This is a genomic window from Cobetia amphilecti (genome assembly GCF_020217465.1).
Taxonomy (GTDB): Bacteria; Pseudomonadota; Gammaproteobacteria; order Pseudomonadales; family Halomonadaceae; genus Cobetia; species Cobetia amphilecti.
The window spans coordinates 2,398,521-2,423,623 of the sequence record NZ_CP084115.1; the positions used below are offsets into that span (position 1 = coordinate 2,398,521).

The 25,103-nt window shown below is 61.6% G+C and carries 23 protein-coding genes; 13 read left to right on the top strand and 10 right to left on the bottom strand.

The genetic code is table 11. The features are described 5' to 3' along the window. Positions 1-4 precede the first annotated feature (4 nt). Entirely contained in the window at positions 5-946 is a 942-nt protein-coding gene (locus LCW13_RS10205; RefSeq protein ID WP_216060823.1) for a LysR substrate-binding domain-containing protein, read from the bottom strand. 131 nt (positions 947-1,077) lie between these two features. On the opposite strand from LCW13_RS10205, the gene LCW13_RS10210 reads away from it, so the two are divergent. From LCW13_RS10210 to LCW13_RS10225, 4 genes are all read left to right on the top strand, one after another. Then, on the top strand, positions 1,078-1,530 hold the full coding sequence (locus LCW13_RS10210; RefSeq protein WP_432704833.1) for a DoxX family protein: 453 nt from the start codon (positions 1,078-1,080) through the stop codon (positions 1,528-1,530). A gap of 61 nt (positions 1,531-1,591) precedes the next feature. Beyond that, positions 1,592-2,317 (top strand): pirin family protein, encoded by a 726-nt coding sequence (locus LCW13_RS10215; protein WP_225346767.1) that lies wholly within the window; start codon positions 1,592-1,594, stop codon positions 2,315-2,317. 269 nt (positions 2,318-2,586) lie between these two features. Beyond that, complete coding sequence (locus tag LCW13_RS10220) at positions 2,587-3,027, top strand: YkvA family protein (protein ID WP_225346768.1); 441 nt, start codon at positions 2,587-2,589, stop codon at positions 3,025-3,027. A gap of 175 nt (positions 3,028-3,202) precedes the next feature. Beyond that, positions 3,203-3,886 carry a hypothetical protein gene (locus LCW13_RS10225; protein WP_225346769.1) on the top strand — a complete coding sequence of 228 codons (684 nt, stop codon included), beginning with the start codon at positions 3,203-3,205 and terminating at the stop codon, positions 3,884-3,886. Positions 3,887-4,101: 215 nt separating this feature from the next. On the opposite strand, the gene LCW13_RS10230 is transcribed toward LCW13_RS10225, so the two are convergent. Continuing rightward, the gene (locus LCW13_RS10230; RefSeq protein WP_263643030.1) at positions 4,102-5,046 is read right to left on the bottom strand and encodes a DMT family transporter; all 945 of its coding nucleotides are present in this window, start codon (positions 5,044-5,046) and stop codon (positions 4,102-4,104) included. A 770-nt stretch (positions 5,047-5,816) separates the two neighbouring features. Here LCW13_RS10230 and LCW13_RS10235 point away from each other — a divergent pair. The 3 genes from LCW13_RS10235 (at position 5,817) to LCW13_RS10245 (ending at position 8,649) form a co-directional block, all read left to right on the top strand. Next, entirely contained in the window at positions 5,817-7,511 is a 1,695-nt protein-coding gene (locus tag LCW13_RS10235; RefSeq protein ID WP_225346771.1) for an L-lactate permease, read from the top strand. Positions 7,512-7,708: 197 nt separating this feature from the next. Next, complete coding sequence (locus LCW13_RS10240; protein WP_225346772.1) at positions 7,709-7,993, top strand: hypothetical protein; 285 nt, start codon at positions 7,709-7,711, stop codon at positions 7,991-7,993. Continuing rightward, positions 7,993-8,649 carry a 2OG-Fe(II) oxygenase family protein gene (locus LCW13_RS10245; protein WP_225346773.1) on the top strand — a complete coding sequence of 219 codons (657 nt, stop codon included), beginning with the start codon at positions 7,993-7,995 and terminating at the stop codon, positions 8,647-8,649. Before LCW13_RS10240 ends, LCW13_RS10245 begins: the two co-directional genes overlap by 1 nt. A gap of 111 nt (positions 8,650-8,760) precedes the next feature. On the opposite strand, the gene LCW13_RS17475 is transcribed toward LCW13_RS10245, so the two are convergent. From LCW13_RS17475 to LCW13_RS10275, 5 genes are all read right to left on the bottom strand, one after another. Continuing rightward, positions 8,761-9,399 (bottom strand): cold shock and DUF1294 domain-containing protein, encoded by a 639-nt coding sequence (locus tag LCW13_RS17475; RefSeq protein ID WP_284891895.1) that lies wholly within the window; start codon positions 9,397-9,399, stop codon positions 8,761-8,763. Positions 9,400-9,425: 26 nt separating this feature from the next. Beyond that, a complete protein-coding gene (locus LCW13_RS10260; RefSeq protein WP_225346774.1) occupies positions 9,426-9,956 on the bottom strand; it encodes a DUF2628 domain-containing protein in 531 nt (176 codons plus the stop codon). A gap of 256 nt (positions 9,957-10,212) precedes the next feature. Next, positions 10,213-12,330, bottom strand: coding sequence for a 2Fe-2S iron-sulfur cluster-binding protein (locus LCW13_RS10265; RefSeq protein WP_225346775.1), 2,118 nt, complete (start codon positions 12,328-12,330; stop codon positions 10,213-10,215). A 25-nt stretch (positions 12,331-12,355) separates the two neighbouring features. Continuing rightward, positions 12,356-12,997, bottom strand: coding sequence for a glutathione S-transferase family protein (locus LCW13_RS10270; protein WP_225346776.1), 642 nt, complete (start codon positions 12,995-12,997; stop codon positions 12,356-12,358). Positions 12,998-13,067: 70 nt separating this feature from the next. Continuing rightward, complete coding sequence (locus tag LCW13_RS10275; RefSeq protein ID WP_225346777.1) at positions 13,068-13,544, bottom strand: nuclear transport factor 2 family protein; 477 nt, start codon at positions 13,542-13,544, stop codon at positions 13,068-13,070. A 133-nt stretch (positions 13,545-13,677) separates the two neighbouring features. Here LCW13_RS10275 and LCW13_RS10280 point away from each other — a divergent pair, with 133 nt between their 5' ends. Continuing rightward, positions 13,678-14,601: a LysR substrate-binding domain-containing protein gene (locus LCW13_RS10280; RefSeq protein WP_225346778.1), complete on the top strand. Its 924-nt coding sequence runs from the start codon at positions 13,678-13,680 to the stop codon at positions 14,599-14,601. A 6-nt stretch (positions 14,602-14,607) separates the two neighbouring features. On the opposite strand, the gene LCW13_RS10285 is transcribed toward LCW13_RS10280, so the two are convergent. Continuing rightward, on the bottom strand, positions 14,608-15,540 hold the full coding sequence (locus LCW13_RS10285) for a LysR family transcriptional regulator (protein WP_225346779.1): 933 nt from the start codon (positions 15,538-15,540) through the stop codon (positions 14,608-14,610). A gap of 128 nt (positions 15,541-15,668) precedes the next feature. Here LCW13_RS10285 and LCW13_RS10290 point away from each other — a divergent pair, with 128 nt between their 5' ends. The 3 genes from LCW13_RS10290 to LCW13_RS10300 all read left to right on the top strand — a co-directional run bounded on the left by LCW13_RS10290 (position 15,669) and on the right by LCW13_RS10300 (position 20,506). After that, positions 15,669-16,589, top strand: a complete 921-nt coding sequence (locus tag LCW13_RS10290) for an NAD(P)-dependent oxidoreductase (protein WP_347881985.1) — start codon at positions 15,669-15,671, stop codon at positions 16,587-16,589. Between the two features lie 3 nt (positions 16,590-16,592). Next, complete coding sequence (locus tag LCW13_RS10295) at positions 16,593-18,158, top strand: aldehyde dehydrogenase family protein (RefSeq protein WP_225346781.1); 1,566 nt, start codon at positions 16,593-16,595, stop codon at positions 18,156-18,158. A gap of 287 nt (positions 18,159-18,445) precedes the next feature. After that, positions 18,446-20,506: a CocE/NonD family hydrolase gene (locus tag LCW13_RS10300; RefSeq protein ID WP_225346782.1), complete on the top strand. Its 2,061-nt coding sequence runs from the start codon at positions 18,446-18,448 to the stop codon at positions 20,504-20,506. A gap of 9 nt (positions 20,507-20,515) precedes the next feature. Here the strand turns inward: LCW13_RS10300 and LCW13_RS10305 are convergent, their stop codons facing one another. Next, positions 20,516-21,454 (bottom strand): LysR family transcriptional regulator, encoded by a 939-nt coding sequence (locus tag LCW13_RS10305; RefSeq protein ID WP_225346783.1) that lies wholly within the window; start codon positions 21,452-21,454, stop codon positions 20,516-20,518. Between the two features lie 206 nt (positions 21,455-21,660). Here LCW13_RS10305 and LCW13_RS10310 point away from each other — a divergent pair, with 206 nt between their 5' ends. Together LCW13_RS10310 and LCW13_RS10315 are read left to right on the top strand one after the other, a co-directional pair. Further along, positions 21,661-23,088: a sodium:solute symporter family protein gene (locus LCW13_RS10310; RefSeq protein WP_225346784.1), complete on the top strand. Its 1,428-nt coding sequence runs from the start codon at positions 21,661-21,663 to the stop codon at positions 23,086-23,088. Between the two features lie 235 nt (positions 23,089-23,323). Beyond that, positions 23,324-24,610 (top strand): NAD(P)/FAD-dependent oxidoreductase, encoded by a 1,287-nt coding sequence (locus LCW13_RS10315; protein ID WP_225346785.1) that lies wholly within the window; start codon positions 23,324-23,326, stop codon positions 24,608-24,610. 149 nt (positions 24,611-24,759) lie between these two features. Here the strand turns inward: LCW13_RS10315 and LCW13_RS10320 are convergent, their stop codons facing one another. Further along, positions 24,760-24,948: a CopG family transcriptional regulator gene (locus LCW13_RS10320; RefSeq protein ID WP_131432268.1), complete on the bottom strand. Its 189-nt coding sequence runs from the start codon at positions 24,946-24,948 to the stop codon at positions 24,760-24,762. Positions 24,949-25,103 lie beyond the last annotated feature (155 nt).

Below are 25,103 nucleotides of genomic sequence, written 5' to 3' on the forward strand. Positions count from 1 at the left end.
CGGTTCAGTCTCCACGCAAGTCAGTCGCCGCCTCGCGCGGCAACAGCCCGAAGGCCTCACCCATGCCGGGGGCGGCAAGGCGCTCGAGGAACCATTTGAGCGCCTTGCCCTGACGACCACTGCGCCAGGCGAGCGAGAGATCGATCGGCGCGCGCTGCGTCTCCAGCTGCAACAGTGCCAGACTGCCCTCCTCCAGATGACGATGGATTCGATGCCGCGGCAGATAGCCGACTCCCAGCCCCTTGCGCTGGACCTCGATCTTCTGCGCCGTGGTCTTGACGATGATCTGGCTGCGGCCGTCCAGCAAGCCGGAAGAATGGCCGGGCAGGCTGCGCGAGCTGTCCGCCACGATCACGGTGGGATATTCCTGCAGCGCCTCGATGGCAATCGGCTGCGCCAGCCGGGTCAGCGGATGATCTGCCGCCACGGCGAAGACCGGCTCTATTGCGCCGAACCGCCGGCACGCAAGCCCCGACACCGGTGGCTCGCCAGGCGCGCCGATCACCAGATCACAGCGATTGTCGTGCAGCGCATCCCAGGCACCCGCCATCACCTCCTCGCTCAACACCACCCGCGTGCGCGGCTGGATGGCCTGGAATTCCTCCAACAGCGGATAGAGCGCCTCCGGATCAAGAATGGTATCGACGCAGATACGCAGCTCGACCTCCCAGCCCGCTCCCGCCTGACGCGCCAGCGCCGTCATCTCCTCGGTGGCCAGCAAAATGCGCCGCCCATGCGCCAGCACCAGGTGGCCCGCATCGGTCAGCTCGGCCTTGCGACGCGAGCGGTCGAACAGCGGCACACCCAGCTCTTCCTCCAGCTTCTGGACCGAATAGGAAATCGCCGAGGGTACGCGATGCAGTGTCTCGGCGGCCGCGGCGAAACTGCCCCGCCGCTCGATGGCATCCAGCACGCGCAGGGCGTCGAGTGTGATGGGTGATACCATAATTCAAAAATTCTGATCATTGAGACCAGAATCCTCCATTATTTTTTTGATAAGCCGCATTCTATAGTAGCTCCATCGTTCAAACACACTGATCTGAAAAACCTCATATCCCCTGATCAATGGAGCCACACATGTTCACGTCTGCCCTCTCTCGCCTGATGACCACCGATTCCAGCCTCGCAAGCCTGGTGCTGCGTGTCCCGACCGGCATCATCTTCATGGCCCACGGTTCACAGAAACTGTTCGGCGCCTTCGGCGGCTACGGCCTGGAAGGCACCGGTCAGTGGATGGCCTCCATCGGTATCGAACCCGGCTACCTGATGGCGCTGCTATCCGGTAGCGGCGAGCTCTTCGGCGGACTGGCGATCCTGATCGGCCTGCTGACACGTCCGGCGGCTGCCGTGCTGGCCTTCACTATGCTGGTCGCCATCCTGACCGTGCATATCGGCAATGGGCTGTTCGCGAGCAACAACGGCTATGAATACGCGCTGGCACTGCTGACGATCGCGGCGAGCCTGGCGATCACCGGCGGCGGCAAGCTGTCACTCGACCGCCTGCTGAGCCCGGTCAGGCACGATTCATAAGCCTGCTGAAGGCTGGCTATTCATCACTCAATGCGCGCCCGCACAGTCTCAGGAGGTTGCCATGCTCACGTTACGTCCCGGCAATGAACGCGGCCATGCCAGGTTCGCCTGGCTGGAGAGCCGCCACAGTTTCTCTTTCGCCAGCTACTACGACCCGGCTCACATGGGCGTCTCCGTGCTGCGCGTGATCAACGATGACCGCGTGGCGCCGGGCGCGGGCTTCGATCCGCACTCGCACAGTGACATGGAAATCATCAGCTATGTGCTGTCAGGCAGCATCGAGCACCGCGACAGCATGGGCTCACGACACACCCTGGGGGTGGGCGAAGTCCAGCTGATGAGTGCCGGGACGGGCATCGAGCACAGTGAGTACAACGCCTCGTCCCGCGAGCCACTGCGCTTTCTGCAGATCTGGATCACGCCACAGGCCAAGGGGCTGCCGCCGCGCTATCAGCAGCAGTCCTTCGTCGCCCGCGACGGCCTCACCCTGTTGATCGCACCACCGGCGCAAGCCGCGCCTGGGGTGCTGGTTATCAATCAGGATGCCCAGATGTATCGCATCGGCCTGCAAGGAGATGACGCGCAGCGCGCAGCACTGACACTGCCACTGGACGCAAGGCGCCGCTACTATCTGCACGTGATCGATGGGACCACGAGCCTGAGCACCAGTGATGCGCAAAGTGTCTCGCTGGGCGCAGGTGACGCCGTGACGCTGGATCAGGCATCACGGCTCGCGCTGAGCGATGCCCACCGGCTGCATGCCCTGCTGTTCGACCTGCCCACCTGAGCCGTTGATGCTGACCAATTCCTGATCGCCAAAAAAGACGCCGCCTCCTTGCCCAGTCGATACGGGTGAGGAGGCGGCGTCTTTCTATCTGTCATTGCCAGCACGCAGCGGCTCACAAAACGCTCCACAGAATGACACACGGAGCGATTCCCGGAGCGAACCATGGAACGACGCAACCCGCGCAAAGTCACATGGTAAAGTAAGACCTGCAGTGCAGGGTATGAAGCTGGCAGCCCTTGCCGATACCTTCAGATGACGGAGACAGCGCCATGACGAATGAGACGATCATCGCCGCCGAGCCGCCTGAGACACTCAGGCTGCCAGCGCCGGATCCGCTAGCGCAGACGGGCGATGGCAGCCGCCCCCACCAGGAGGCCCTCGACGCCCATGCCGAGGTCTACTCGGAGGCCGGCTTCTGGCGCAAGGTGAGCGGCGCCGCCAGAAAGGCAGGCAAGCGCGTGCTCAATCCCGCATTTCGCATGTATTTCGCCGCCCAGGACCCAGATACGCCTCTCTGGGCGCGCACCACCATCTATGGGGCGCTGGGCTATTTCATCTCGCCCATCGATGGTCTGCCCGACTTCACGCCACTGCTTGGCTACACCGATGACCTGACGCTGATGGCGGGTGCCGTCGCCATCGTCGCCGCGCATATCAAACCGGAACATTCCGCGCGCGCGGAGACGACACTCAAGCGCTGGTTCGATTGAGCTGGCGCCTCTTGCGAGCCTCCGCATAGACAAATGCAACAATATTAAACAAAAGTTAACAATGGTTGAAAGGCGTTGTCTGGCCCGTGTTTAGCCTTGTGACATGCGCATGTTACGGTGAGCGACAACTTCATCACGCCTGAGAATTCGTCATATGTCCGTCACTCGAATGCCCATGCCATTGATGAAACTCGCTGTCGCGGGCATTGCCCTCACGATGATGGCCGGCTGTGTATCGCGCGCGCAGATCGATGTCCCGAAAGTAACGCCGGTGGAGGCACAGGCCTACCAGCATAAGGTGTTCTATTCCGACGTCTATTACAGCCAGCCACAGGCCAATCTGTTCTCCGGCGCTGCCCAACAGGCCATGCAACCATTGGGCAACATCAAGCTGTCACGCATCTGTTCACCGGCGATGACCCATTTCGACCAGCTATTGCGCGAGCAATTGCCCGCGTCTTCACACATCACCCATGATGCACGCGCCAGCGACTACCGCTTGCAGGTGGAAATCCAGGCTCACGAGAATCGTGGCCCTGTCTACCTTGATTACCTGATCGCCCAGAACCTGACCAAGAATCTGCTGACCTTCGGTGTCGCCAATGAAGATTTCGATATCATTGCCAATTTCGATGTCCAGTATCGTCTCTACGACAAGAACGAGCAGTTGCTATTCAGTAAGGATTACGTCGTTCAGGACTCCGTGCCGCACCAGGCAGGCAACTTCGACTTCGGAGATCGCATCTTCCTGCCGGCCCAGAACATGATGAAGAAGTACCTGCTATTGACGATGAATGACTTCTTCGTCAACGCCAGCCGCCCGAGCCCTGAACTTGCCGTCGTGCTCAGCGATAGCTGACAGCGAGCCAGGTCCAGTACGCACTGGCAACACTCGACGTCATATACGTCACAACACGATAACGCCTCGCCAGTCATGCTGACGAGGCGTTATCGTGTTTCAGGCCCCTTCATCCCTTCGCTATTGCCCTCGAGATTCACGCATCGTGTACCTCGCGGCATTCATCACGATCGCGAGCAGAAGGAAGGCGCTGGTTCAGGGTTCACGAGACGTCATTAACTTGTCTGTTCCGTCTGCTTCACCTGCGCGTCTCTTGAGGTGTCCTTGCGCAAGCCTAGCGGCATGCGCAGCAACACATCCGGGCGATTCTGCGCCAGGCTCAGCACCGTGATCGCGAGCAGAATCAGCGCCATGCCACCTATCTGCATGGCATCCAGCCCCTGTCCCAGAATCAACAGGCCGTAGAGAGTGGCAGTGATCGGCTCGATCATGGCGACGATGGAGGCGACTGACGGCAAGCTATGGCGCAGCCCGGCAATATAGCAATAGAAGGACAGGCCACCGCCCACCAGCCCGAACAGGATGAAGACCCACCACTCATCGGCGAAGGGCACCGCAATCGCCTGCCCCATGTCCGTGAATGGCACCATGATCAAGGTGCTCAGGCCCAGCGCGATGGCCAGGATGCCCGGCACACTGCCGTGCCGCGAAGCGGACTTGAAGGCAAAGATGAACACGGCATAAGACACGCCCGCCAACAAGCCAAAGGCGATGCCCAGGGGGGTGACAGAGGCAGAGCCGGATTGCAGCACGCCTGTCAACAATACAATGCCGATCATCACCACCACGATCGACCCCAACTTGACCGGCGTCGGTTTCTCGACCCGCGCCAGGAAAGAGGCGATATAGACAAAGATGGGCGCGCTGTACATCAGCGTGGCAGCCACCGCGACGCTGCTCTCATTGACGCTCTTGAAATAGAACATGAAATTGCCGGCGACACCCAGCCCCGCCAACAATGACCACCCCAACAGACCACGCGTGGAGTCGGCCGGGCGCTTGTGATAGCCCAGCAGAAACATCCAGCCCAGCATGCAGATGAACCCCACCATGGCGCGCCAGAACGAAATGACTTCGGCCTGCCAACCCCACGACATCAACTGACTTCCCAGCCCACCGGTAATCCCCCACTGGAGGGCTGCCAGAATGACCAATAACATGCCCCATTTTGCCATGCGCTCTCCATAGACGTGATTGATTGAGGAAAGAAAGCGTAACAAGACACGCCCACACCCTGTAAATATACACAGCCGGCTCATTTGTACTTTCTTTTATTTAAAGGTATCAAATTGTTATACTCAATCAGTTAACGAAAGTTAAACTTGAATACCTGTCGCCAATACATGACAGACATGACGGCTACTAGTGACTTGTCACTGAATCGTGCGCGACTTCTTGAATAATCAGTGGATATATCCTTGCCTGAACAGGGCTTATTTCGCCCAGCATCTCGAGACAATGACGACCACCCCGAAGAGAGAAGTCACGCAAGCCAGCAAGGCGTGAGCCGCCCTTATGGCGCGCAAGACAACCCCACCCGACCAGCTTCTTGTTCGCCATTCCTCCTTCTATTGGGGCACTTGGGGCACGTGAAGTGCGTAACATGCAGATGTCATTGGCCGGACACCCTTCCTGTCACGCTCAGGAAGCAGACGCCTCTCACCCGGTAAACGGCCGCCTTTTAGTCTAATAAACTGACCTGCTGCGCGTGATGAGTGGGCTGCGCCACCTCACAGAGTCATTGACTATCAATGAGTTGGCGCAAATAAACCTCGTGATCATCACTGGTAATACCAGATGACCTCAAGTAGCAGAAACAAATGGACTCTCTTACCTTGAGCTAGCGTCAGATGCGACATAACCACGCACCCACCAACAACAAAGACTTATAAAACGACGTTCGCCACGCAACATAGGGAGAGTGCTGCACATGAATCAGTCGCTATTGGCACTATTGGCCTTTGTGCCATTGCTGCTCGCTGGGGTACTGTTGATCGGCTTTCGCATGGCCGCCCGCCTCGCCATGCCCATCGTCTTCGTGGTCACTGCATTGATCGCCCTGCTGGCCTGGGACATGACCTTCACTCGTGTCCTGGCCTCGTCATTCCAAGGGCTGATACTGACGGTCGCGATCCTGTGGATCATCTTCGGCGCCCTGCTGCTGCTCAATACTCTCAAGCATTCCGGCGGCATTGCCGCGATACGCAACGGCTTCTCCGGCATCAGCCCGGACCGCCGCGTACAGGCCATCATCGTCGCCTGGCTGTTCGGCTGCTTCATCGAAGGTGCCTCCGGCTTCGGCACCCCTGCCGCCGTCGCCGCCCCCTTGATGGTGGCGCTGGGCTTCCCGGCACTGGCCGCGGTCGTGGTGGGCATGATGGTGCAATCGACGCCGGTCTCCTTCGGTGCGGTCGGCACGCCGATCGTGGTCGGGGTCTCCGGTGGCCTCGACAAGGCCGGTGTCAGCGAGACACTGGCCGCGAATGGCTCGAGCTGGGACGCCTACTTCCAGCTGGTGACCTCTGAAGTCGCCATCACTCACGGCATCATCGGGATCTGCATGCCATTGATCATGGTTGCTGTGATGGTGCGCTTCTTCGGCGCCAATCGTTCCTGGCGTGAAGGGCTGGAGGTCGCGCCCTTTGCGCTGTTCGCCGGTGTCTGCTTCGTGGTGCCTTACATACTGGCGGGCATGCTGCTGGGACCGGAATTCCCGTCGATGATCGGCGCCATGGTGGGGCTCGCCATCGTGGTACCCGCGGCGCGCAAGGGCTTCCTGCTACCCAGCAGAACCTGGGACTTCCCGAACGCTGACAGCTGGCCCGCGGAGTGGATCGGCAAGCTGGACATGACACTTGAGCCCGTCGAGGGCCGCAAGCCGCTCTCGGTCGGCATGGGGTGGTTGCCGTATGTGCTGCTCGCGGTGTTGCTGGTGATGTCGCGCGTCATCGCGCCGATCAAGGAGGCGCTGACCTCATGGAGCTTCGGCTGGAGCGGCATTCTCGGGGAGGCTGACATCTCTGGCAGTCTGCAGCCCTTGTACCTGCCCGGTGGTATCCTGGTGGTCGTGGTACTGCTGACCATCGTGCTGCATCGCATGCGCATGCGCGATGTCAGTGCTGCCGTCAGCGAATCCAGCCGCACCATCCTCGGCGCAGGCTTCGTGCTGCTGTTCACGATTCCGATGGTGCGCATCCTGATCAATTCCGGCGTCAACGAGGCGGATCTGGTGTCGATGCCGGTGGCGATGGCGCAGTTCATCGCCGATGGCGTGGGCGATATCTATCCGCTGTTCGCGCCGAGTGTCGGTGCCCTCGGGGCCTTCATCGCCGGCTCCAACACCGTCTCCAATCTGATGCTGGCCGATTTCCAGTTCAACGTCGCCCAGGCCCTGGGCATCTCCAGCGCCATGATGGTCGCCCTCCAGGCGGTTGGCGCGGCTGCCGGCAACATGATCGCCATCCACAACGTGGTGGCTGCCTCGGCCACCGTCGGCCTTCTGGGTCGCGAAGGCGTCACGCTCCGAAAGACGATCCTCCCGACGCTCTACTACGTGATCTTCGCCGGCATCATCGGCATGATCGCCTTTTATGGTCTGGGCGTGATTGACAGCTTGATGAGCTGACAACACGCCTCGCTTCACTCTGGCAGACGACAGCAGGCCCGCATTGTGTGCGGGCCTGCTGTTGTGTGGAGATCATCAACAGAATATTGAATGTGTTTACTCCAGGGGCCTGTTTATCAACAAGGCACGGCGTAATAAATTGCCCAACATCGCCGAAACGGCAGTCTTCATGTCGCAAGTTTCTGGAGCAGACATCCATGCCCCATTCTGTATTGCACCCTACCCGACTACAGCAGACCCAGTTGCAGCAGGCCCGCGAGCTCGAACTTCCTTCCCGCGAAGCCATGCTGCGGCGCGCCCCCTCCGTCCAGCAATTCTGGGACAGCCATCGTCAGCTGCTGAGTGACGCCTGGCGTGAATGGGAAGCCGTCCAGCAGGACGATCTCGCCATCCTCGACAGTGGATTGATCGATGAGGCGCTGCGCATGCCGTCAAGCGGGCGTGGGAAAATCCCGAGCGCGAGACGGACGTCAAGGCGCTGATGACAGAAGTCGCCACTGACGTCTATCAGTTCCAGCTCTTCGATGTCGAGCGCATCGCTGACCTGCGCAACCTGCTGGAACAGGCATGGGACGCCGGCATTCCGCTGCGCCCGCCCTACAGCATCGTGCTCAACCGGCGCGGCGCCATGCTCGACCGTCGCTCAGAGGGCTATCTGGCGGCACCGACTTTCCAGGCGTTCTATCAGCAACTGCTGGATACCTACATGCGCCCGATCTCGCGGCTGCTGTTCCCGGAAATCATCGGCTACGACAGCCAGTCCTTCGGCTTCTCGATCCATTATCAGCCCACGACAGACGCCTCGATTCGACCGCATACCGACGCCTCGTCCGTAACCCTCAACATCAACATGAACCTGCCCGACGAGACCTTCGAGGGCTCTGAACTGGACGTCATGGACGCCGCGAGCGGAGACGCAGTGCGCTTCGCGTTCACACCTGGCTCGGCCATGCTGCATCGCGGTAATGTGCCGCATGCCGCACAGCCGATCACCAGCGGCCAGCGCTCCAACCTGGTGCTGTGGCTGTATGGTGAGCGAGGCCAGATACCGCCACAGGGCGCGCAACGCCGGGCGATACCTGCCAGAGACCGCTGGGTTGCCTCGAGCGCCGAACAGGATGATTTCGCACCGTTCTGATGGCTAGCGTGCTCTACTGGTAAACATTAGTGAGCAACAACGACAAAGGGGGCCCTTGATAGGCCCCCTTTGTCGTTGTCATGCGCTTGATGACGCCGCTCGATCATCCGCTCATGACCACCTGATCATGGCCTCGCCTGCCATGATGGGAAAGCCGAGCAGGTCACGAAGGGACGCGGCATCCGGCGAGAGAGTCAGCCAGCTCACGGCGGCGATATTGAGCAGTACCACACACCAGAACACGAACTGGTAGCTTGTCTTGCGCGTCTTGTGGCGCAGGCTTTGCTGGGCGATCAGCGCGCCCGGCCATCCACACAGCAGCTCCATGAAGTGCAAGGTATCCTCGCGGACTCTCTGTTCACTCTCAGCAGCAGCCAGTTTATCGATCCGATACGTCAGGTACGCTACCAGACTCATGCCCAGATACGCTGCAGGCAACATCCATGGCAGACGCTCCTGCCACCATCCCGCACCGAGTACGACCGCAACGACCAACGCCACCAACCATGCTAGCCCCACTCCGGTTGAAGTGCTGAAAGCCCCGGCCCCAAGGGTGCGAAAGCGGACGGCACGTGGACGATTGTTGCCATCCATGCCCAACTGATAATGCACCTGCGCACTGGCCTTGGGCCTTCCACGCCCCTTATAGGCACTGATGTGGGCAAAGACATCCTTGCCACCCGACTCCGGGGTAATGAAACCGAAGCCCTTGTCATCGTTCCAGCGCGTCAATCGTCCTTGAAGGTTCATCGTCTGTTCTCTTTCCTGGCATGCCCTTAGCCGATGAAGGTGCCCGTGGCGTTGCCGCCGCCCTTGCCACCGGAGCCACCATCGCCGTTGTCATCGTCATCTCTGTCACCCCTGCCATCCTTGCGCTCACGCTGATCGCCCCAAGGATCCTGATCCTGTGAGTGAGCGCCGCCTTGCTCATGGTGGCGGATATCGTCAGCAGAGGCCTTATGCGAATTGGCATGCACAGCCAGCGCATCATCGGGATTGCGCGCCGAGACCTGTGCCTGCTCTTGATAGCCCTGGCTTTCCAGCAGGCTCGCGTACCACTGGTTGCCCTTGAAGCTGATGGTCAGGTTCAAGCCCAGGAACAGGACGTTGGAAATCAGCTGCCCTTCCATCGTCGCCGGGATGAAGACCGAGCTGAGCACGATGAAGCCGAAGAGGCTGCCCGCCAGCAACCACATGCGCTTGTAGAGCGCCCAGAACATGCCGAAGAAGAACGCCGGCCAGGACCAGCCGATCTTGACGGCACGCGTGCCATGCTGGGGGTGGGTAAGAATACGAAATGAAGCCATCAAAGAGATCCTTGTCTATGACGCCGAGCCAGCCGTGAGCCGTCAGGGGCGCGGAACAAATGACATGCATCGTCCACTATACTGCTGCCCACCTATCAGGACCATGAACCTCGCTGACGCTATCTCACTGATTTCCTTAAGGCTTGTCGCCATGAGTGAGACACTGTCATCACGAGTCGCAACAGGGGGCACGCAAGCCTTGCTCAAAGCGTCTGGATGACCAGTGGCGCCTCTCCCGCCGGATAGGCACAGCACATCAACACCTGTCCTGGGTCACGGCGGCCTGTGGCGGCTCGGGATACTTGACCTCACCCTCGATGAGTCGCAATGCGCAGCTACCACAGCGCCCGGAACGACAACTGGACAGGGTATTCACGCCTGACTGCTCGGCCAGCTCAAGCAGACTGCCCTGTTCGGGAGTCCACTGTCGTGTTATGCCCGCAGCGCTGGCCGCGGACTGGCCAGCTGCCACGCGCGGCGCGAAGGTGACTTGGGTACGTTCCGGCAAGCTCGCCTGAAAGTCTGCCGATTGCGCAACCGCGAGGGTATCTCCCCCCTCCAGCGAGCCAAGGCCGAAGAATTCATGATGCAGTCGCTCGCGCGGTAACCCCAGCGCCATCAGGGCGGCGTATTGCGCGCGCATGAAGCCCTCCGAGCCACACAGATAGACGTCGCTGGATGCGAGGTCTGGCAGGCTACCCGCCAGACTCACCAGTTCCAGCCTGCCCTCCGACTGATGCCGCCCGGCGACGAGATCCGCCTCACTCGGGCGCGACAAGGCAATATGTATATGCAACCACGCATGGACACGCGCCCAGACGTTCAGCACCTCAGCAAATGCCAGCTCTCCCCCATCACGTGCGGCGTGCACGAAGAACACCTCACCATGCGGTGGGTGACCTGCTTCTGCCTGCTGAACCAAGGTATCCAACATGGCGATCATCGGCGTGATTCCGACACCCGATGACAACAGCACGATAGGCGCGGGCGAGTCCTGCAACACGAAATTCCCCGCCGGTGACGCAGCCTCCAACATATCGCCCACCGCGATTTCATCATGCAGAAGTCGTGAGGCGAGCCCCTTCGGGTCACGGCGTACCGAAATACGGTAGGCACCATGCCCCGCCCGCCAGGCCTGAGAAATGCTGTAGCTACGCATCACCGGCATCTCGCCGCGGGACAAGAGCTTGTCTGGCGTTGAGGCCAGACGCAGGGTCAGAAACTGACCGGCTTGATAGGCGTCGATTTCCGCCGGTTCGTGCTCCGGTCCTGCTTCCGACCACGGTGCCAGATAGAAGGAGGTGATCACCTCGCTTTCGCGCACCTTGTCGATGACGCGCAGCCGGCGCAGGGATACGGGCGACTCGTCAGCGGCCGGCCAGTCACCGGTCTGCTCAAGCGCGGGCGAGCGCTCGATCAGTCGTCCCTGAGCCGGCAGGACATGTGCGACGTGCAATATCTGCTCCGGCACCACATCCACGATGCGCTCGGCGCCCTCGACCAGCGCTACCCGCTGAGGGTTCCAGTCGATCCGGGCATGGCCCTTGAGGATCAAGGCCTCTCCGGTGATGAAGTCCGGAATCAACAGACTGACCCGCGAATCCAGCTCGATATTGCCCAAGGTATTGAAGAAGCGATTGCCGGCAAAATCAGGAAACGACAGGCTGCCATCGGCATTCAGGTGCAGAAAGCCTGGTCTGCCGCCACGATGCGAGACATCCACGCCGTTGGGAGCAGCCTCATCCAGCTCACCTGCGCGAGTCGCGATGAAGAAGGTGTCCGCCTGGGCCAGCAAGGCGCGCACTTCTTTATCGTGCCATGTCGCCTCGTCGTTGAGTGCCGCCTCAGCGTCGAGTGACACCTCGCGGCTGACCGGCGCTTTCGCCTGCTCGCCAGCCCAGTCGATCTCACGTTGCTGGATGTATTGTGGACAGTTGCCGAAGCTCTGATCGACTCCTATCCGCAGTTCAGCAGGCGCCATGCCCGCCACCGCGTCAGGGGCAAGCAGAGTGCCATTCATACGATTGCGCCGCCGACTTTCCAGATCCAGACCCAGCACGCCGATCCTGGTACCGGGAGTAAACTCCAGCCCCAGCAATTGCCCCAGCGCCGGTCGTGCATGCACCTTCAGCTCAGCGGGCGTGGCATCACAAAGCTGGCCAGGGGCGGCAAAGCTCACCGCTACCCATGGCCAGCCCTGCGTGTCCGGCACGCCCAGGAACAGCACTGGTAAGCTATCGAAGAAAGCGACATGCTGCTCTGGCATCTGGTCGCGTACATAAGGGGCCACCTGGTCGACATAACTCTCGGGCACTCCTGCACGCGCCTGAACGCGTCGTTCCCCCGCATGAAATACCTGACGATGCTCACTCATGATGACACCTTACGGTCGTGGTGGTTCAGGCCAGAATCGGGCTCGGCGCCATGCCTACGAAGTCAGGCAACGCCTCGACACGCGCAACCCAGGCGCGAATATTGGGATAAGGCGAGAGGCTGACGCCGCCTTCCGGCGCGTGAGCGATGTAGCTGTAGCCTGCGATGTCCGCCAGCGTGATGTGATCGCCTGCCAGATATTGCTGCTGTTCCAGATGAAGCTCCATGACACTGAACAGGGCATGGGCACGAGCGATGGTCTGCTCATGATCGAAGGGAGCACCAAATACGGTGACCAGACGTGCGGCACAGGGGCCCGAGGCGATTTCGCCAGCCGCGACCGACAGCCAGCGCTGCACCTCGGCCGCCGCCAGCGCATCGCTGGGCATGAAACGGCACTCGGCATCATAGCGGTGGGTCAAGTAGACGAGGATGGCGTTGGAGTCACTCAGGAAGACGCCATTGTCTTCGATGGCCGGCACCTGCCCGAATGGGCTGATCTTGAGAAATTCGGCCGCCTTGTGCGCGCCATTGGCCATATCAAGATCCACCGTCTCATAGGGAATATCCAGCAATGCCAACATCAGCTCGACACGGTGACAGTGACCGGATTTGGGATTACGAAAAAGACGAACGGGTGCGGCAGTGGAAGAGAAGCGTGAATTCATGATTCACCTGCAATGTGAGGAGAGTGGAAAGAGAGAAACGATGGTGTGAAAGACGCCGGGTGTTGAGGACTCAGAATCCGAAATCGCTCAACCCGGGGTGGTCATCCGGTCGGCGCCCCGATGGCCAATGGAACTTGCGCTCGCTCTGCGCGATGGGGTGTTCATTGATGCTGGCGTGGCGATGGGTCATCAGCCCCTGCTCATCAAACTGCCAGTTCTCATTGCCGTAGGCGCGAAACCACTGGCCGCTGTCATTGCGATATTCATAGGCGTAACGCACGGCGATCCGATTCCCTTCGCTGGCCCACAGCTCCTTGATCAGGCGATAGTCGAGCTCGCTTGCCCACTTGCGGGTCAGGAAGGCCACCACCTCATCACGGCCGGTCACGAATTCGGCGCGATTGCGCCAACGGGTGTCCGGCGAATACGCCAGAGCTACCTTTTCGGGATCACGGCTGTTCCAGCCGTCTTCGGCAAGACGCACCTTGTGTGCCGCAGTGTCTGACGTGAACGGTGGCAAGGGATGGCGGGGGAGATTGGCTGACATGAAAGAGGCTCCAGCGGTTGGGGTGATCAAACACATCCCCACACTACTCTCCTTATCTGGCTGCTAGAATCCTCAGCAGACACAATTGATCATTCCAGATAATGACAATAATCGACGCCAATGGGAGCCACAGATGGACCGACTGCAGACACTTGAGGTCTTCGTGGCCGTGGCGGATGCCGAAAGCTTCGTGGCAGGTAGCCGCGCGCTGGGCATGAGCGCTCCCTCGGTGACACGCGGCATCAATGCCCTGGAAGCCCGCTTGGGCGCACGCCTGTTCACACGCACCACGCGCCGCGTGCGCCTGACCGAGATCGGCGAGCGGTATCTGGCGGATGCCCGGCGCATCCTGGCGGAGCTTCAGGCAGCGGAGGATGGTGTCAGCGGCGCCGCGACACGCCCTACCGGCGTATTGCGCATCACCTGCCCCACCGAGTTCGGTCGCATTCACGTGATGCCGCTGCTGATGGAGTATCTGGAGCACTATCCCGAGATGCGCGCCGAAGTGGTGATGGTGGACCGCGTGGTCAACATGATCGAGGAAGGCTTCGATATCGCCGTGCGTATCGGTTCCCTGCCGTCCTCAGGGCTTTCGGCACTGAGAGTCGGCAGCGTACGGCGCGTGGTGTGCGGCTCACCGAGCTATTTCGCCCGCGAGGGCACGCCGGACTCGCTGGAGGCCTTGGCCGGACTGCGCATCGTTGCCTCGAGCAACATGAATGCCAGCAAGGAGTGGCGCTTCGGTCGCGCAGGAGAACACGCCATACGAGTGAGCCCCCGGCTAACGATGAGCAGCATTGCCGCCTGCATCGAGGCCGCCCGCAGTGGTTGGGGCATCACCCGCGTGCTGTCCTATCAGGTCGGCGAGGATCTCGCCGCGGGTCGCCTGCAGGCCGTACTGGAGGAGCTGGAGCCACCGCCGCTGCCGATCCACCTGTTGCACAGCGAGGGGCGCGGCGCAGTGGCCAAGGTACGTACCTTTCTGGATTTTGCCGCCGAGCGCCTGCGCGCCAATCCCGTACTGAATCCCTCACCGTCAGCGCGATTGACCGACTGAGCCTGCCTATGGCGGGTTGAAGGCCGTCATGTCCTGTTGCAGCAGGCCCAACAGGCGGTTGGCGCCCCCGCTCAATTGTCTTCCTAGACGGCTGATCAACTGCACATGGGGCGTGACGAACTGGGCTTCCTGCAACGGAATGCGGCACAGCCGTCCAGCATCGACCTCCTCGGTGACCACGAATTCCGGCAGCAATGTCACTCCGCCATGCAAGGCGAACTGCTTGAGCATGGCAATGGCATTGCAGGTCAAGGTCGGGCTCAGCATCACCCCCGCCTGATGCTCCGCCAATGTCACCAGTTGGCGAATGCCGAAAGACACCTCCGGCAGTGCCATAGAGTGACTGGATAGCTCTCCAAGCGCCAAGGGCTCACGCGTTTCACCCGAGCCCCCCGCACACTGCTGCGCCAGCGGATGCGCTGGATTGACCACTGCGCACACCGGTTGCGGTCGCGAAACATGCGTGCGGATCTTGGGGTCACCCGCTGGATGAAACACCAGCCCAAGATGCGCTTCATCCTCGACGACCTGACGGATCACCTCATTGGTTCCGCACAGATTCACCTTGAGTTCGATGCCCGGATAGCGCGCGGAAAAGCGGCTCAATGGCCCTGCCAGACCCTCGATGAATCCCTCGCCGATTGCCAACACCAGCGAGCCACTCTGCAGCCCTTTCAATGACTGCAATGACTCGAGTAGCACTTCCTGCTGTGCCAGGCGCTGTCGATAGTATTCAAGCACCCGCTCCCCGGCCTCCGTCGGCTTCACCCCACGCCTGTGCCGCTCCAGCAGCGGCATGCCCAGCTCATGTTCCAGCTGGGTGATCTGTCGACTGACCGCGGAGGGCGCCACATTCAGATAATCGGCCGCCGCACGCACGCTACCGAGTCTTGCCGCCTCAAAGAGATGCCCGATCCGCCGCTCCTGCACCTGACTCATGACGCCTCCAGCATTGCTTTTAAAGCAACATTAAAGTGAATTCTGGATTATTGCTGGAACGCAGAAGCCCTGTCCATACTCGAGTCACTGGGTGCTACTCCCCCTTTCACCACGACAGGAACCACACAATGACAACAACCGTCGGTGTCATCGGACTGGGCAACATGGGCGGCGGCATGGCCGCAACGCTTGCTCGCCATGACTTCCCCGTCTTCGGGTTCGATCTCTCACAGGCTGCGCGTGACAAGGCCGCTGCGGCAGGCGTCATACCGGTCAGCTCACTGGCAGAGCTGCTGGACAGGATCGACGTCGTGATCCTGTCACTGCCCAAGGCAGAGCATGTAGAACAGCTGTGTCTGGGCAAGGCAGCGGGACAGGCAAATGGGCTGGACGCCTCAAGTCTGATGGCCCTGGCCAGGCCGGGATTGATCGTGATCGACACCACCACCTCGACTCCCGAGACCAGCCGCAAGGTGGCGGCGGCGCTGGCGACTCGTGGTATCGACTTCATCGATGCCCCAGTGTCCGGCGGCCCCAAGGGCGCGGCGAGTGGCAGCATGTCGATGGTGATTGGCGCCGAGGAGGAAGTGCTGGCCCGCGCCATGCCGGTGCTGGAAGCCATGAGCGGCAGCCGCGTACACGTTGGCAGCTGTGGGGCGGGCAACGTCGCCAAGATCGCCAACAACATGCTCGCGGCCTGTCATCTGATCAGCACGGCGGAGGCCGTCTCCATGGCCGCCAAGGCAGGCGTATCGCCGGAGAAATTGCTGGAAGGCCTTAACGCGGGTTCGGGTCGCAGTGGTGCAAGTCAGGTCATGTTCCCCAGCTGGGTGATCAACAAGGCCTTTGATTCCGGCTTCACCATGGGCCTGATGCGCAAGGATGTCGGGCTGGCCAGTGATCTGACGGCAGAACTGGGGTTGGCGCTTCCGCTCTCCAGTACCGTCGCGCAGCTCTGGGATGAGAGCCGCGCGACGCTGGATGACAGCGAAGACTTCTGCGCCATCGTACAACGCACTGACCCGACCCTCTTTGGCCACGGAGAATAAGCCATGCTGACCCACGACATGACCCCGGCATTCTCAACGACTCAACGTATCGCCGAGTTGATGCAGAATTTTCAGAACAGCAGCCAATCTCATGACGACAGTTTTATCGTCAGCAGCCTGATCGGTGGTGAGTTCATCACCGGCACGCGTGAGCCCATCGAGGTGCGCAACGCTCACGATGACAGCCTGATGCTGTCCTTCCCGGATGCCGATGCGTCTCAGGTCGCGCTTGCCAATGCCGCCACGCGCCAGGCACAACCGCAGTGGGCTGCCATGACCGCCCAGGCGCGTGGGCGCGTCATCTACCAGATAGGCAGCCTGATTCGTGAGCAGGCCGAGACACTGGCCGAGCTCGAGGCGCTGAGCGCCAACAAGCCGATTCGTGATGCTCGCGTCGAGGTGGCCAAGGTCGCCGAGATGTTCGAGTACTACGCGGGCTGGGCAGACAAGCTGCACGGAGAGGTAATTCCGGTACCGACCTCACACCTCAACTACGTGACCTATGAGCCGCTGGGTACCGTGCTGCAGATCACGCCGTGGAATGCGCCGATCTTCACTGCGGGCTGGCAGATCGCCCCGGCCATCACCGCCGGCAACGCGGTGATTCTCAAGCCATCGGAACTGACAGCGCTGTCTTCACTGGCCCTTGGCGTCTTGATCGAGCGCGCCGGCGTGCCGCGCGGGCTGGTCAATGTCATCGCGGGCCATGGCCATAGCATCGGTCAGGCCTTCATCGCCGAGGGTGACATTCGCAAGGTAGTGTTTGTTGGCTCCCCCGCCACTGGGCGCCACATCGCCACCGCCGCGGCACAGCGCTGCATCCCCTGCGTGCTGGAGCTGGGTGGCAAGTCCGCCAACATCGTGTTCGAGGATGCCGATCTCGAGGTGGCCCTGCGCGGCGCCCAGGCGGCCATCTTCTCCGGCGCCGGTCAGAGCTGCGTGTCGGGCTCGCGCCTGCTGGTGCAGGCCTCGATCTTCGACAAGTTCACCACTGCGCTGGCTGAGGCCGCCACGCAATTTACGCTCGGTGACCCGCAGGACCCGGCGACCCAGATCGGCCCGATCAACAACGCAAAACAATACCAGCATGTGAAATCGATGCTTGCCGGGGCCATCGAGGATGGCGCGCGTCTAGCCGACACCTCGACGGACCCCGTCCCGGACACCGGCGGCTATCATGTCGCGCCGACGGTCCTGCTGGGCGACAACGCCATGACCTGCGCGCAGGAGGAGATCTTCGGTCCGGTCGTGGTCGCCATACCGTTCGAGGATGAAGCCGACGCCATCCGCATCGCCAATGACAGTCGCTTCGGGCTGGCCGGCGCCGTCTGGACACATGATGTCGGTCGCGCGCACCGCGTGGCGCGTCAGGTACGTGCCGGCACCTTTTGGGTCAATGGCTACAAGACAATTCACGTAAGCTCGCCTTTCGGCGGCTACGGAGAGAGTGGCTATGGCCGCTCCTCAGGGCCGGATGCGCTGCGCGAATATAGCGAAGTGAAAAGCGTATGGGTCGAGACAGCAGCCGAGCCCGCCGCCAGCTTCGGCTATGGGGCGAGCCTGGAGTAGCGAGATGTGATCGTGTTGCCTGTCAGCAGGGCAGCACTCAAGACAAGCAGTGGTTAACGAGATGCATGGCCTTGAAATGCCATGCACCTTTACTCTCTCCCCACATGACACCGCAAGGCGCCGTGGATTTCCCACCACGGCGCCTTGCGGCGTTTGACGGCATGCGCCAGCATCGACTTCCGACTTCTGTTTTACGAATTCTGAGTTCCGGCGTCACGACCAGTGGCAAGCAGTGCTCCCGTGACAAGGCATCCGTCTATCGCCCCCGACGACACAAGGATACGTGAATGCATGTCAAGACCGACTTCCCCCATCGCGTCCGCGAGATCGAGCACACGCTGATTCCGCTCTCTGACGGCACCCGGCTGGCTGCGCGTATCTGGCTGCCGGAAGGGGCGGAACAGGCGCCGGTACCGGCCATTCTCGAATACCTGCCCTACCGCAAGAGTGACGGCACCGCCCCGCGCGATGCGCTCACCCACCCGTACTTCGCTGGCCACGGCTACGCCTCAGTGCGCGTCGACATGCGTGGCAACGGCGAGTCTGATGGGCTGATGGAAGATGAATATCTACCGCTGGAGCAGTCCGATGCGCTGGAGGTGATCGACTGGATCGCCAATCAGTCATGGTGCACCGGCAAGCTCGGCATGATGGGCATCTCCTGGGGCGGCTTCAATTCGCTGCAGCTGGCCGCGCACCGGCCCGAACCGCTCAAGGCCATCATCACAATCTGCTCCACCGATGATCGCTACACCGATGACATTCACTACAAGGGTGGGTGCCTTCTCAACGAGAACCTGGCCTGGGCCGCCACCATGCTCAGCTTCTCCGCGGCCCCGCCAGACCCGCGCCTGGTGGGTGATGAGTGGCGCGCCATGTGGCAGCAACGTCTCGACGAGATGCCGCTGCTGGCCGAGTCCTGGCTGTCGCATCAGCACCGCGATGAGTACTGGAAGCATGGCTCCATCAACACCGATTACGCCGATATCGAAGCGGCGGTCTATACCATCGGTGGTTGGGGAGATGCCTACAAGAACACCGTCGGGCGGATGATGGAAAACCTGAGCTACCCGCGCAAGGCGCTGATCGGCCCGTGGATTCACAAATATCCGCACTTCGCGGTGCCCAATCCGGCCATCGGCTTCCTGCAGGAAGCGCTGCGCTGGTGGGACCACTGGCTGAAAGGCGAAGAAAACGGCGTGATGGACGAGCCGTCCGCCACCTTCTACCTGCAGGACTCCCTGCCGCCGAAGACGATGTATGCCGAGCGTCCGGGGCGTTGGGTGCAGACGGATGGCTGGCCCGCCAGCGATGTCGAGATGCACCAGATGTCGCTGAGCGAATCAGGCCTGAGCGACAACGCACGCCAAGGCCAGCAGACGCTGGTCCAACCGGTCGTGGTAGATTCCCCGCTCACTGCTGGCCGTCATCAGGGCGAGTATTGCGCCATCTGGTTCGGGCCTGACCTGCCGGGGGATCAGCGTCTCGATGATGCGCTGGCCGTGTGCTTTGACAGTGAACCACTCGACGCCCCGCTGGATATCCTCGGCGAGCCCAAGGTCACGCTGACACTATCCAGTGACCAGACCTGCGGCCAGCTGACGGTGCGCCTGAGTGACGTGCAGCCCGATGGCCAGGTCGCGCGCATCACCTACGGCGTGCTCAACCTCGCGCTGCGCGATCGTGACACTCCGCAGCCTCTCATTCCAGGCGAGCCCATCAACATCGAGCTGGAACTGGATATGGCAGGCTATCGGATCCCGACCGGCCACCGTCTGCGCGTGGCACTGGCATCAGCCAACTTCCCGATGGTGTGGCCGGCGCCTACGCGTGCGGCTCTGACACTGCAACCGGGCCTGCAATCACTCACGCTGCCGGTCTTCACTGGCGTGGCTGTCGACACCCCCTTCGCGGCACCGGAATCCGCACCACCGGCCAACATCAGCGAGCAACGTGCCGCCAGGCCGAGTCGCAGCGTGGTCGAGGACGTGGCCAACGGGGAAATCACCACCATCGTCGAGGACGACATGGGGGCGATGACCTTCGAGGATACCGGCATGCGTGTCGAGCATCGCTGTACCGAGCGCTATACCGCGCATCCGGAAGACGCGGATCGTACCCGCGCCGAGATCGTCTGGCATTACCGCGCCGGACGTGATCAGCACGGGCGTGACAGTGCTCTGGGCGAGACGACTCCGGGCCAGTTCGACATCCGTGTCGAAAGCCACTATCGCATGCGCTGCGACGCCGAGAACTTCTATCTCGAAGCCGAGCAGATCGCCTGGGAAGACGACAAGGAAGTCCATCGTCGTGACTGGCAGAGTACGGTGCCGAGAACATCGGTCTGAGACGCCCGCTCAGGCGCCTGGCGCGTACCTGTCCTGCGAGCGTTGCTGCCAGGCGGCCAGCTCCGCCGCCAGATAGGGCATGAAGCGCTGCCCTTGACGCGAGACGGGATGAAAGCGCGAGGTGACCAGTGCGACATCCAGATTGATGGTCGGTGTGAAGGGCACGATGCGCAGATGGCAATCGCGGCGCGCCAGCATCGCCTCCGCCGTCACCGGATCGATCAGAGCAATCCCCAGCCCTTCATTGACGAGCATCGCGACCGAGGGAAACAGATGGGTCTCGATGCTCGCCTGCAAGGTCATGCCGACCTGCTGGAAGGCACCCGCGAGTTTCAGAGTGCTCTGGTGATGCTGGTCCAGCGTGATGATGGTCTCCCCGGCCAGGTCCGCCGGGCTCAGTGATGCCTTCTCGACGAGAGGATTGCCTTCGGGGACCGCAAGTGCCATGCACAGCCGATACTCCTCGAGCACCAGCTCCTCGATGGCGGCGTCCGACTCGATCACGCCGAGATCGAACTGGCCCTCGGCGACCCACTCGGCGATCTTGCGCGAGCTGAACGTCTGTAACGACAGGCGGCTGTCGGGAAAATCGACCAGATAGCGCGCCATCACTCGGGGCATCACCGTGGGAGACAGACCCGGCATCGAGGCCACGGTGAGCTTGCCGGCATGGCCGTCACGCAGCCCATCGGTCAGCTCATCAAGGTGGCCCACCGACGCCAGCACCTTGTCGACCCCCTCGGCCAGATGGACGGCTTCCGGCGTCAACTGTGTGCCGTAGTGGTTGCGGCGAAAGAGCAGAAAGCCGACTTCGCTTTCCAGATTGGTGATCGCCGTGCTCACCGCGGGCTGGGTGATGGCCAGGCGACGCGCTGCCTGGGAGAGACTGCCCGTACGTACCACTTCCTGAAAGATCTGCAATTGACGCAGGTTGTGTCTGAGTTTCATGACGGCTGGGCTCTCATCTCATGGCAGGGCTCTCGTGGTAGAGCTCTCGCGGCGGGGCACTCATGTCCGGATTCTCGAGACTAGCCTTTCTCGGGCAGACTCTAAATTGTTCTTATGACTTAATAGACAGCCTTTAGTTGTGCTTATACCCCCTGCGGGAGGAAGCTGACCAGACCCTCATAACCAACAACAAAGGGCCACAGACAATGCATATGATCGACCTCATGGGGCTATTGCTGTATTTCGCGATACTGCTCTACATCGGCTACCGCAGTGCCAAGAAGACCTCCAGCAGTGCCGACTTCGCCGTCGCCGGCAACAAGATCATCTGGCCGGTGCTGTTCGCCACGCTTGCCGCTTCCTTCCTCGGCGGGGGCGCCTCGATGGGCCGCGCCGGCAAGGCCTTCGATGAGGGCTACGCCTTCATGTTCGCGGCCTCCGCCTTTCCCATCGCCACCATCATCGCAGGCCTATACATCGCACCGCGCCTCAAGCGCTATGCGGGCGCCCAGACGGTCGGTGACATCATGGCGCATCACTATGGTCGCAGCGCTCGCCTGCTGACCGGCATCTTCTCGCTGATCTTCTGCGTCGGCATCCTCGGCGCTCAGGCACTGGCCATCGGCACCGTCTTCAATGCCATCCTGGGCATCGAGATCAGCACCGGCATCCTGATCGGCATGGCAGTGGTACTGGTGTACTCCACGGCCGGCGGCATGTGGGCCGTGATCCAGACCGACGTGGTGCAGTTCGTCATGCTCGCGGTCTTCCTGCCCATCACCATGATCGTCGGGCTCGACAAGATCGGTGGTCCCGATGCCCTGATCGCCGCGCTGCCCACCGAGCACTTCAGCATCATGGGCGATTACACGCCGCTGATGTTCATCAGCATCTTCATCGCCTTCCTGCTCGGCGAGACCCTCGTCCCGCCCTACACCCAGCGCGCCCTGTCGGCACCGGATTCCCGTCATGCCAAGATCGGCTACTCGCTGGCCGGCGGCTTCGGTCTGCTGTTCTATGCCGTCAGCTCCACCATCGGCCTGATCGCGCTGGTGCTCTATCCGCAGATCTCGCCGGATCAGGCCATGCCGGAACTGATTCGTGACGCCCTGCCGCTGGGCCTGACCGGTCTGGTGCTCGCCTCACTGCTGGCCGTGGTGATGTCGACGGCGGACTCCTACCTGAACTCGGCAGCGGTCATCTTCGTGACCGACATCTACAAGCCCTTCATCAATCCCGCCATGTCCGGCAAGCAGCAGCTGTGGATCGAGCGCGGCGTCAATCTGGCCATCGGGTTGGGCGCCATCATCTTCGCGCTTTATGCCACCTCGATCATCGATGCGCTGCTGCTGAGCTACGCGCTGTGGGCGCCGACCATCCTGCTGCCGTTCATCTTCGCCGTGCTGTTCAAGATTCGCTGCAAGCGTGCCGGTATCGCCGCGATGCTCGCCGGGGCACTGGCCACCAGCGTCTGGAAGTGGAGCGGCCTGGAGCTCGAGGCATTGAGCGGCATCACGCCACTGATCGCCGGCGTCATCGCCAATATCGTGGTTTTCACCCTCGTCTATCAGTTCTTGAACGCGGCGCCGGACCACAACGGCAACGACGCCCCGCCCCAGCCTACCCACTCCTGAGGACCAGACAATGTTCGGACTGACCCTGTATGCGATCTGCCTGCTGAGCATCCTCACCGCCGTGGGCATCGGCATCGCCTCCTGGAAGTTCTACCGCGACAACTGAGCCATCGGCAGGGCCTGCGCCGCTCGACCATGAGTCTTCCAAGGCTCTGTCATGGCCCTGCCACCGTCTTCATCACGCCGATCATGTCGGGCAACTCGCCCGGCATGCTCGGCAAAGAGAGTACGCGCGATGACCCCGCAATCCTCCGCCGCCGAAGCGGCGAGTCACGCCAGCATTGCCGTCATTGGCGCCGGCATCATCGGTCTCGCGACCTGCCGCGCCTTGCAGGCACGTGGCTATCACGTTCGACTGTATGACCCGAACCCCATCGGCGAAGGCACCTCCTTCGGCAACGCCGGCCTCATCGCCAACTACGCCACCTCACCGATGGCCAGTGGCGATACCCTGCGTCAGCTGCCGGGCCACCTGCTGAGCAGGCAGCCCTCCCTTGCCATCGCCCTGCGCCACACGCCTGCCCTCGCGGATTTCGGCTGGCGCTTCCTCAAGGCGGCAACGCCCTCCAATTTTCAGCGTCACAAGGCGGACCTGATCGCCTTGCTGGCCAATGCCGTCGAGCGACAGCATGCCCTGATCGATGACCTGCAGACCAAAGCGACCACTGCCCTGGCCAGCCAGACAGGCTGTCTGCAGATCCAGCGCGACACCGTCATCACCCCGGCTTCGCTGGAAAAGATGGCCCAGGCGAAGCGCCATGACGGGGTCGAATGTCAGGCACTGGGCGCAAACCAGCTGCGGGATCTGGAACCGTCGCTCAACTCGAAGGGACTGGCAGGCGGCCTCTACTATCCTGACACCCGCCACCTCACCAGCCCACTGTCACTCAGTCGCCAACTCTACGCACAGCTTAAAGAAGGCGGCCTTGAGTGGACGGCGCAGCAGGTCGACACCCTCACGCCGCTTTCCATTGGTGGTTGGCGCATCAACACCGCCGCCACCTCACAGGAGGCCTCGCATGTGGTGATCTGCGCCGGCATCGCGAGCAATACGCTGCTGGCCGGGCTCGGCAAACGACTGCCGGTGGTCAGCGAGCGCGGCTATCACATCGAGCTCGCCACCTCGCTGCCACTCTCACGCCCGGTGGGTTGGCTGGCGCATCACTTCTACGCCTCGCCCATGGCCGAAGGCATACGACTGGCGGGCACCACCGAATTCTGCGCGCCATCGCGCCCCGCCTCGCCGCAACGCTGGCAAGCCCTCAAGCAATGGGGCGAGACGCTCTTCGGTCAGCCGCTCGACGTCGCCCGCCACTGGATGGGCGTGCGTCACTCCACCCCCGATGGCCTGCCGGTAGTGGGCGAAATGCCCGGCTGCCCCGGCCTGCTGCTCGCTTACGGACACGGCCACCTGGGCCTGACACTCTCGGCCGAGACGGGCGATCTGGTGGCACGCACGGTGGCGCACGAGCCCCTGCCGGAATACGCGCGCAGCCTGTCACCCGCCAGGTTCTGCCAATGATCCCGCCCCCCTGAGCAAGCAGGACGACATCCTTGCCCTGAAGACGAAAGCCCCTGACAGGCGAACCTGTCAGGGGCTTCGTGTCTCTTGCGTCAGAGCCGGGCTGATCAGCACAGGGCTTGTCAGAGCGCCCCACCCAACCCGCTCGTTCAGGAAGATGGGGGTTGTGGACGCCCGGGCTGGGACGCGTACTCGACGCCATGCGCCTGCAGATACTCGCGGATCAACTGACGGACGACCTGAGACGGCGTCTGATCCTGCGAGGCACACAGCTGCTCGAAGGCCTGCTTCTTGTGCGGGTCAATCATCAGGGTCAGGCGTGCGGTCTTCTTTTCCATCTTCAGCTCTCCCGAAATCATTAACATCAGATGGTAATGCTGGGACACCGATACCGACAAGCCAATCCTTGTGAACCCGCGTCGAACCTCTGGGCAAGCGAATGACGATCATGCTAATTACATGTTAATGTTTTTACCATATTATTATCATGTGA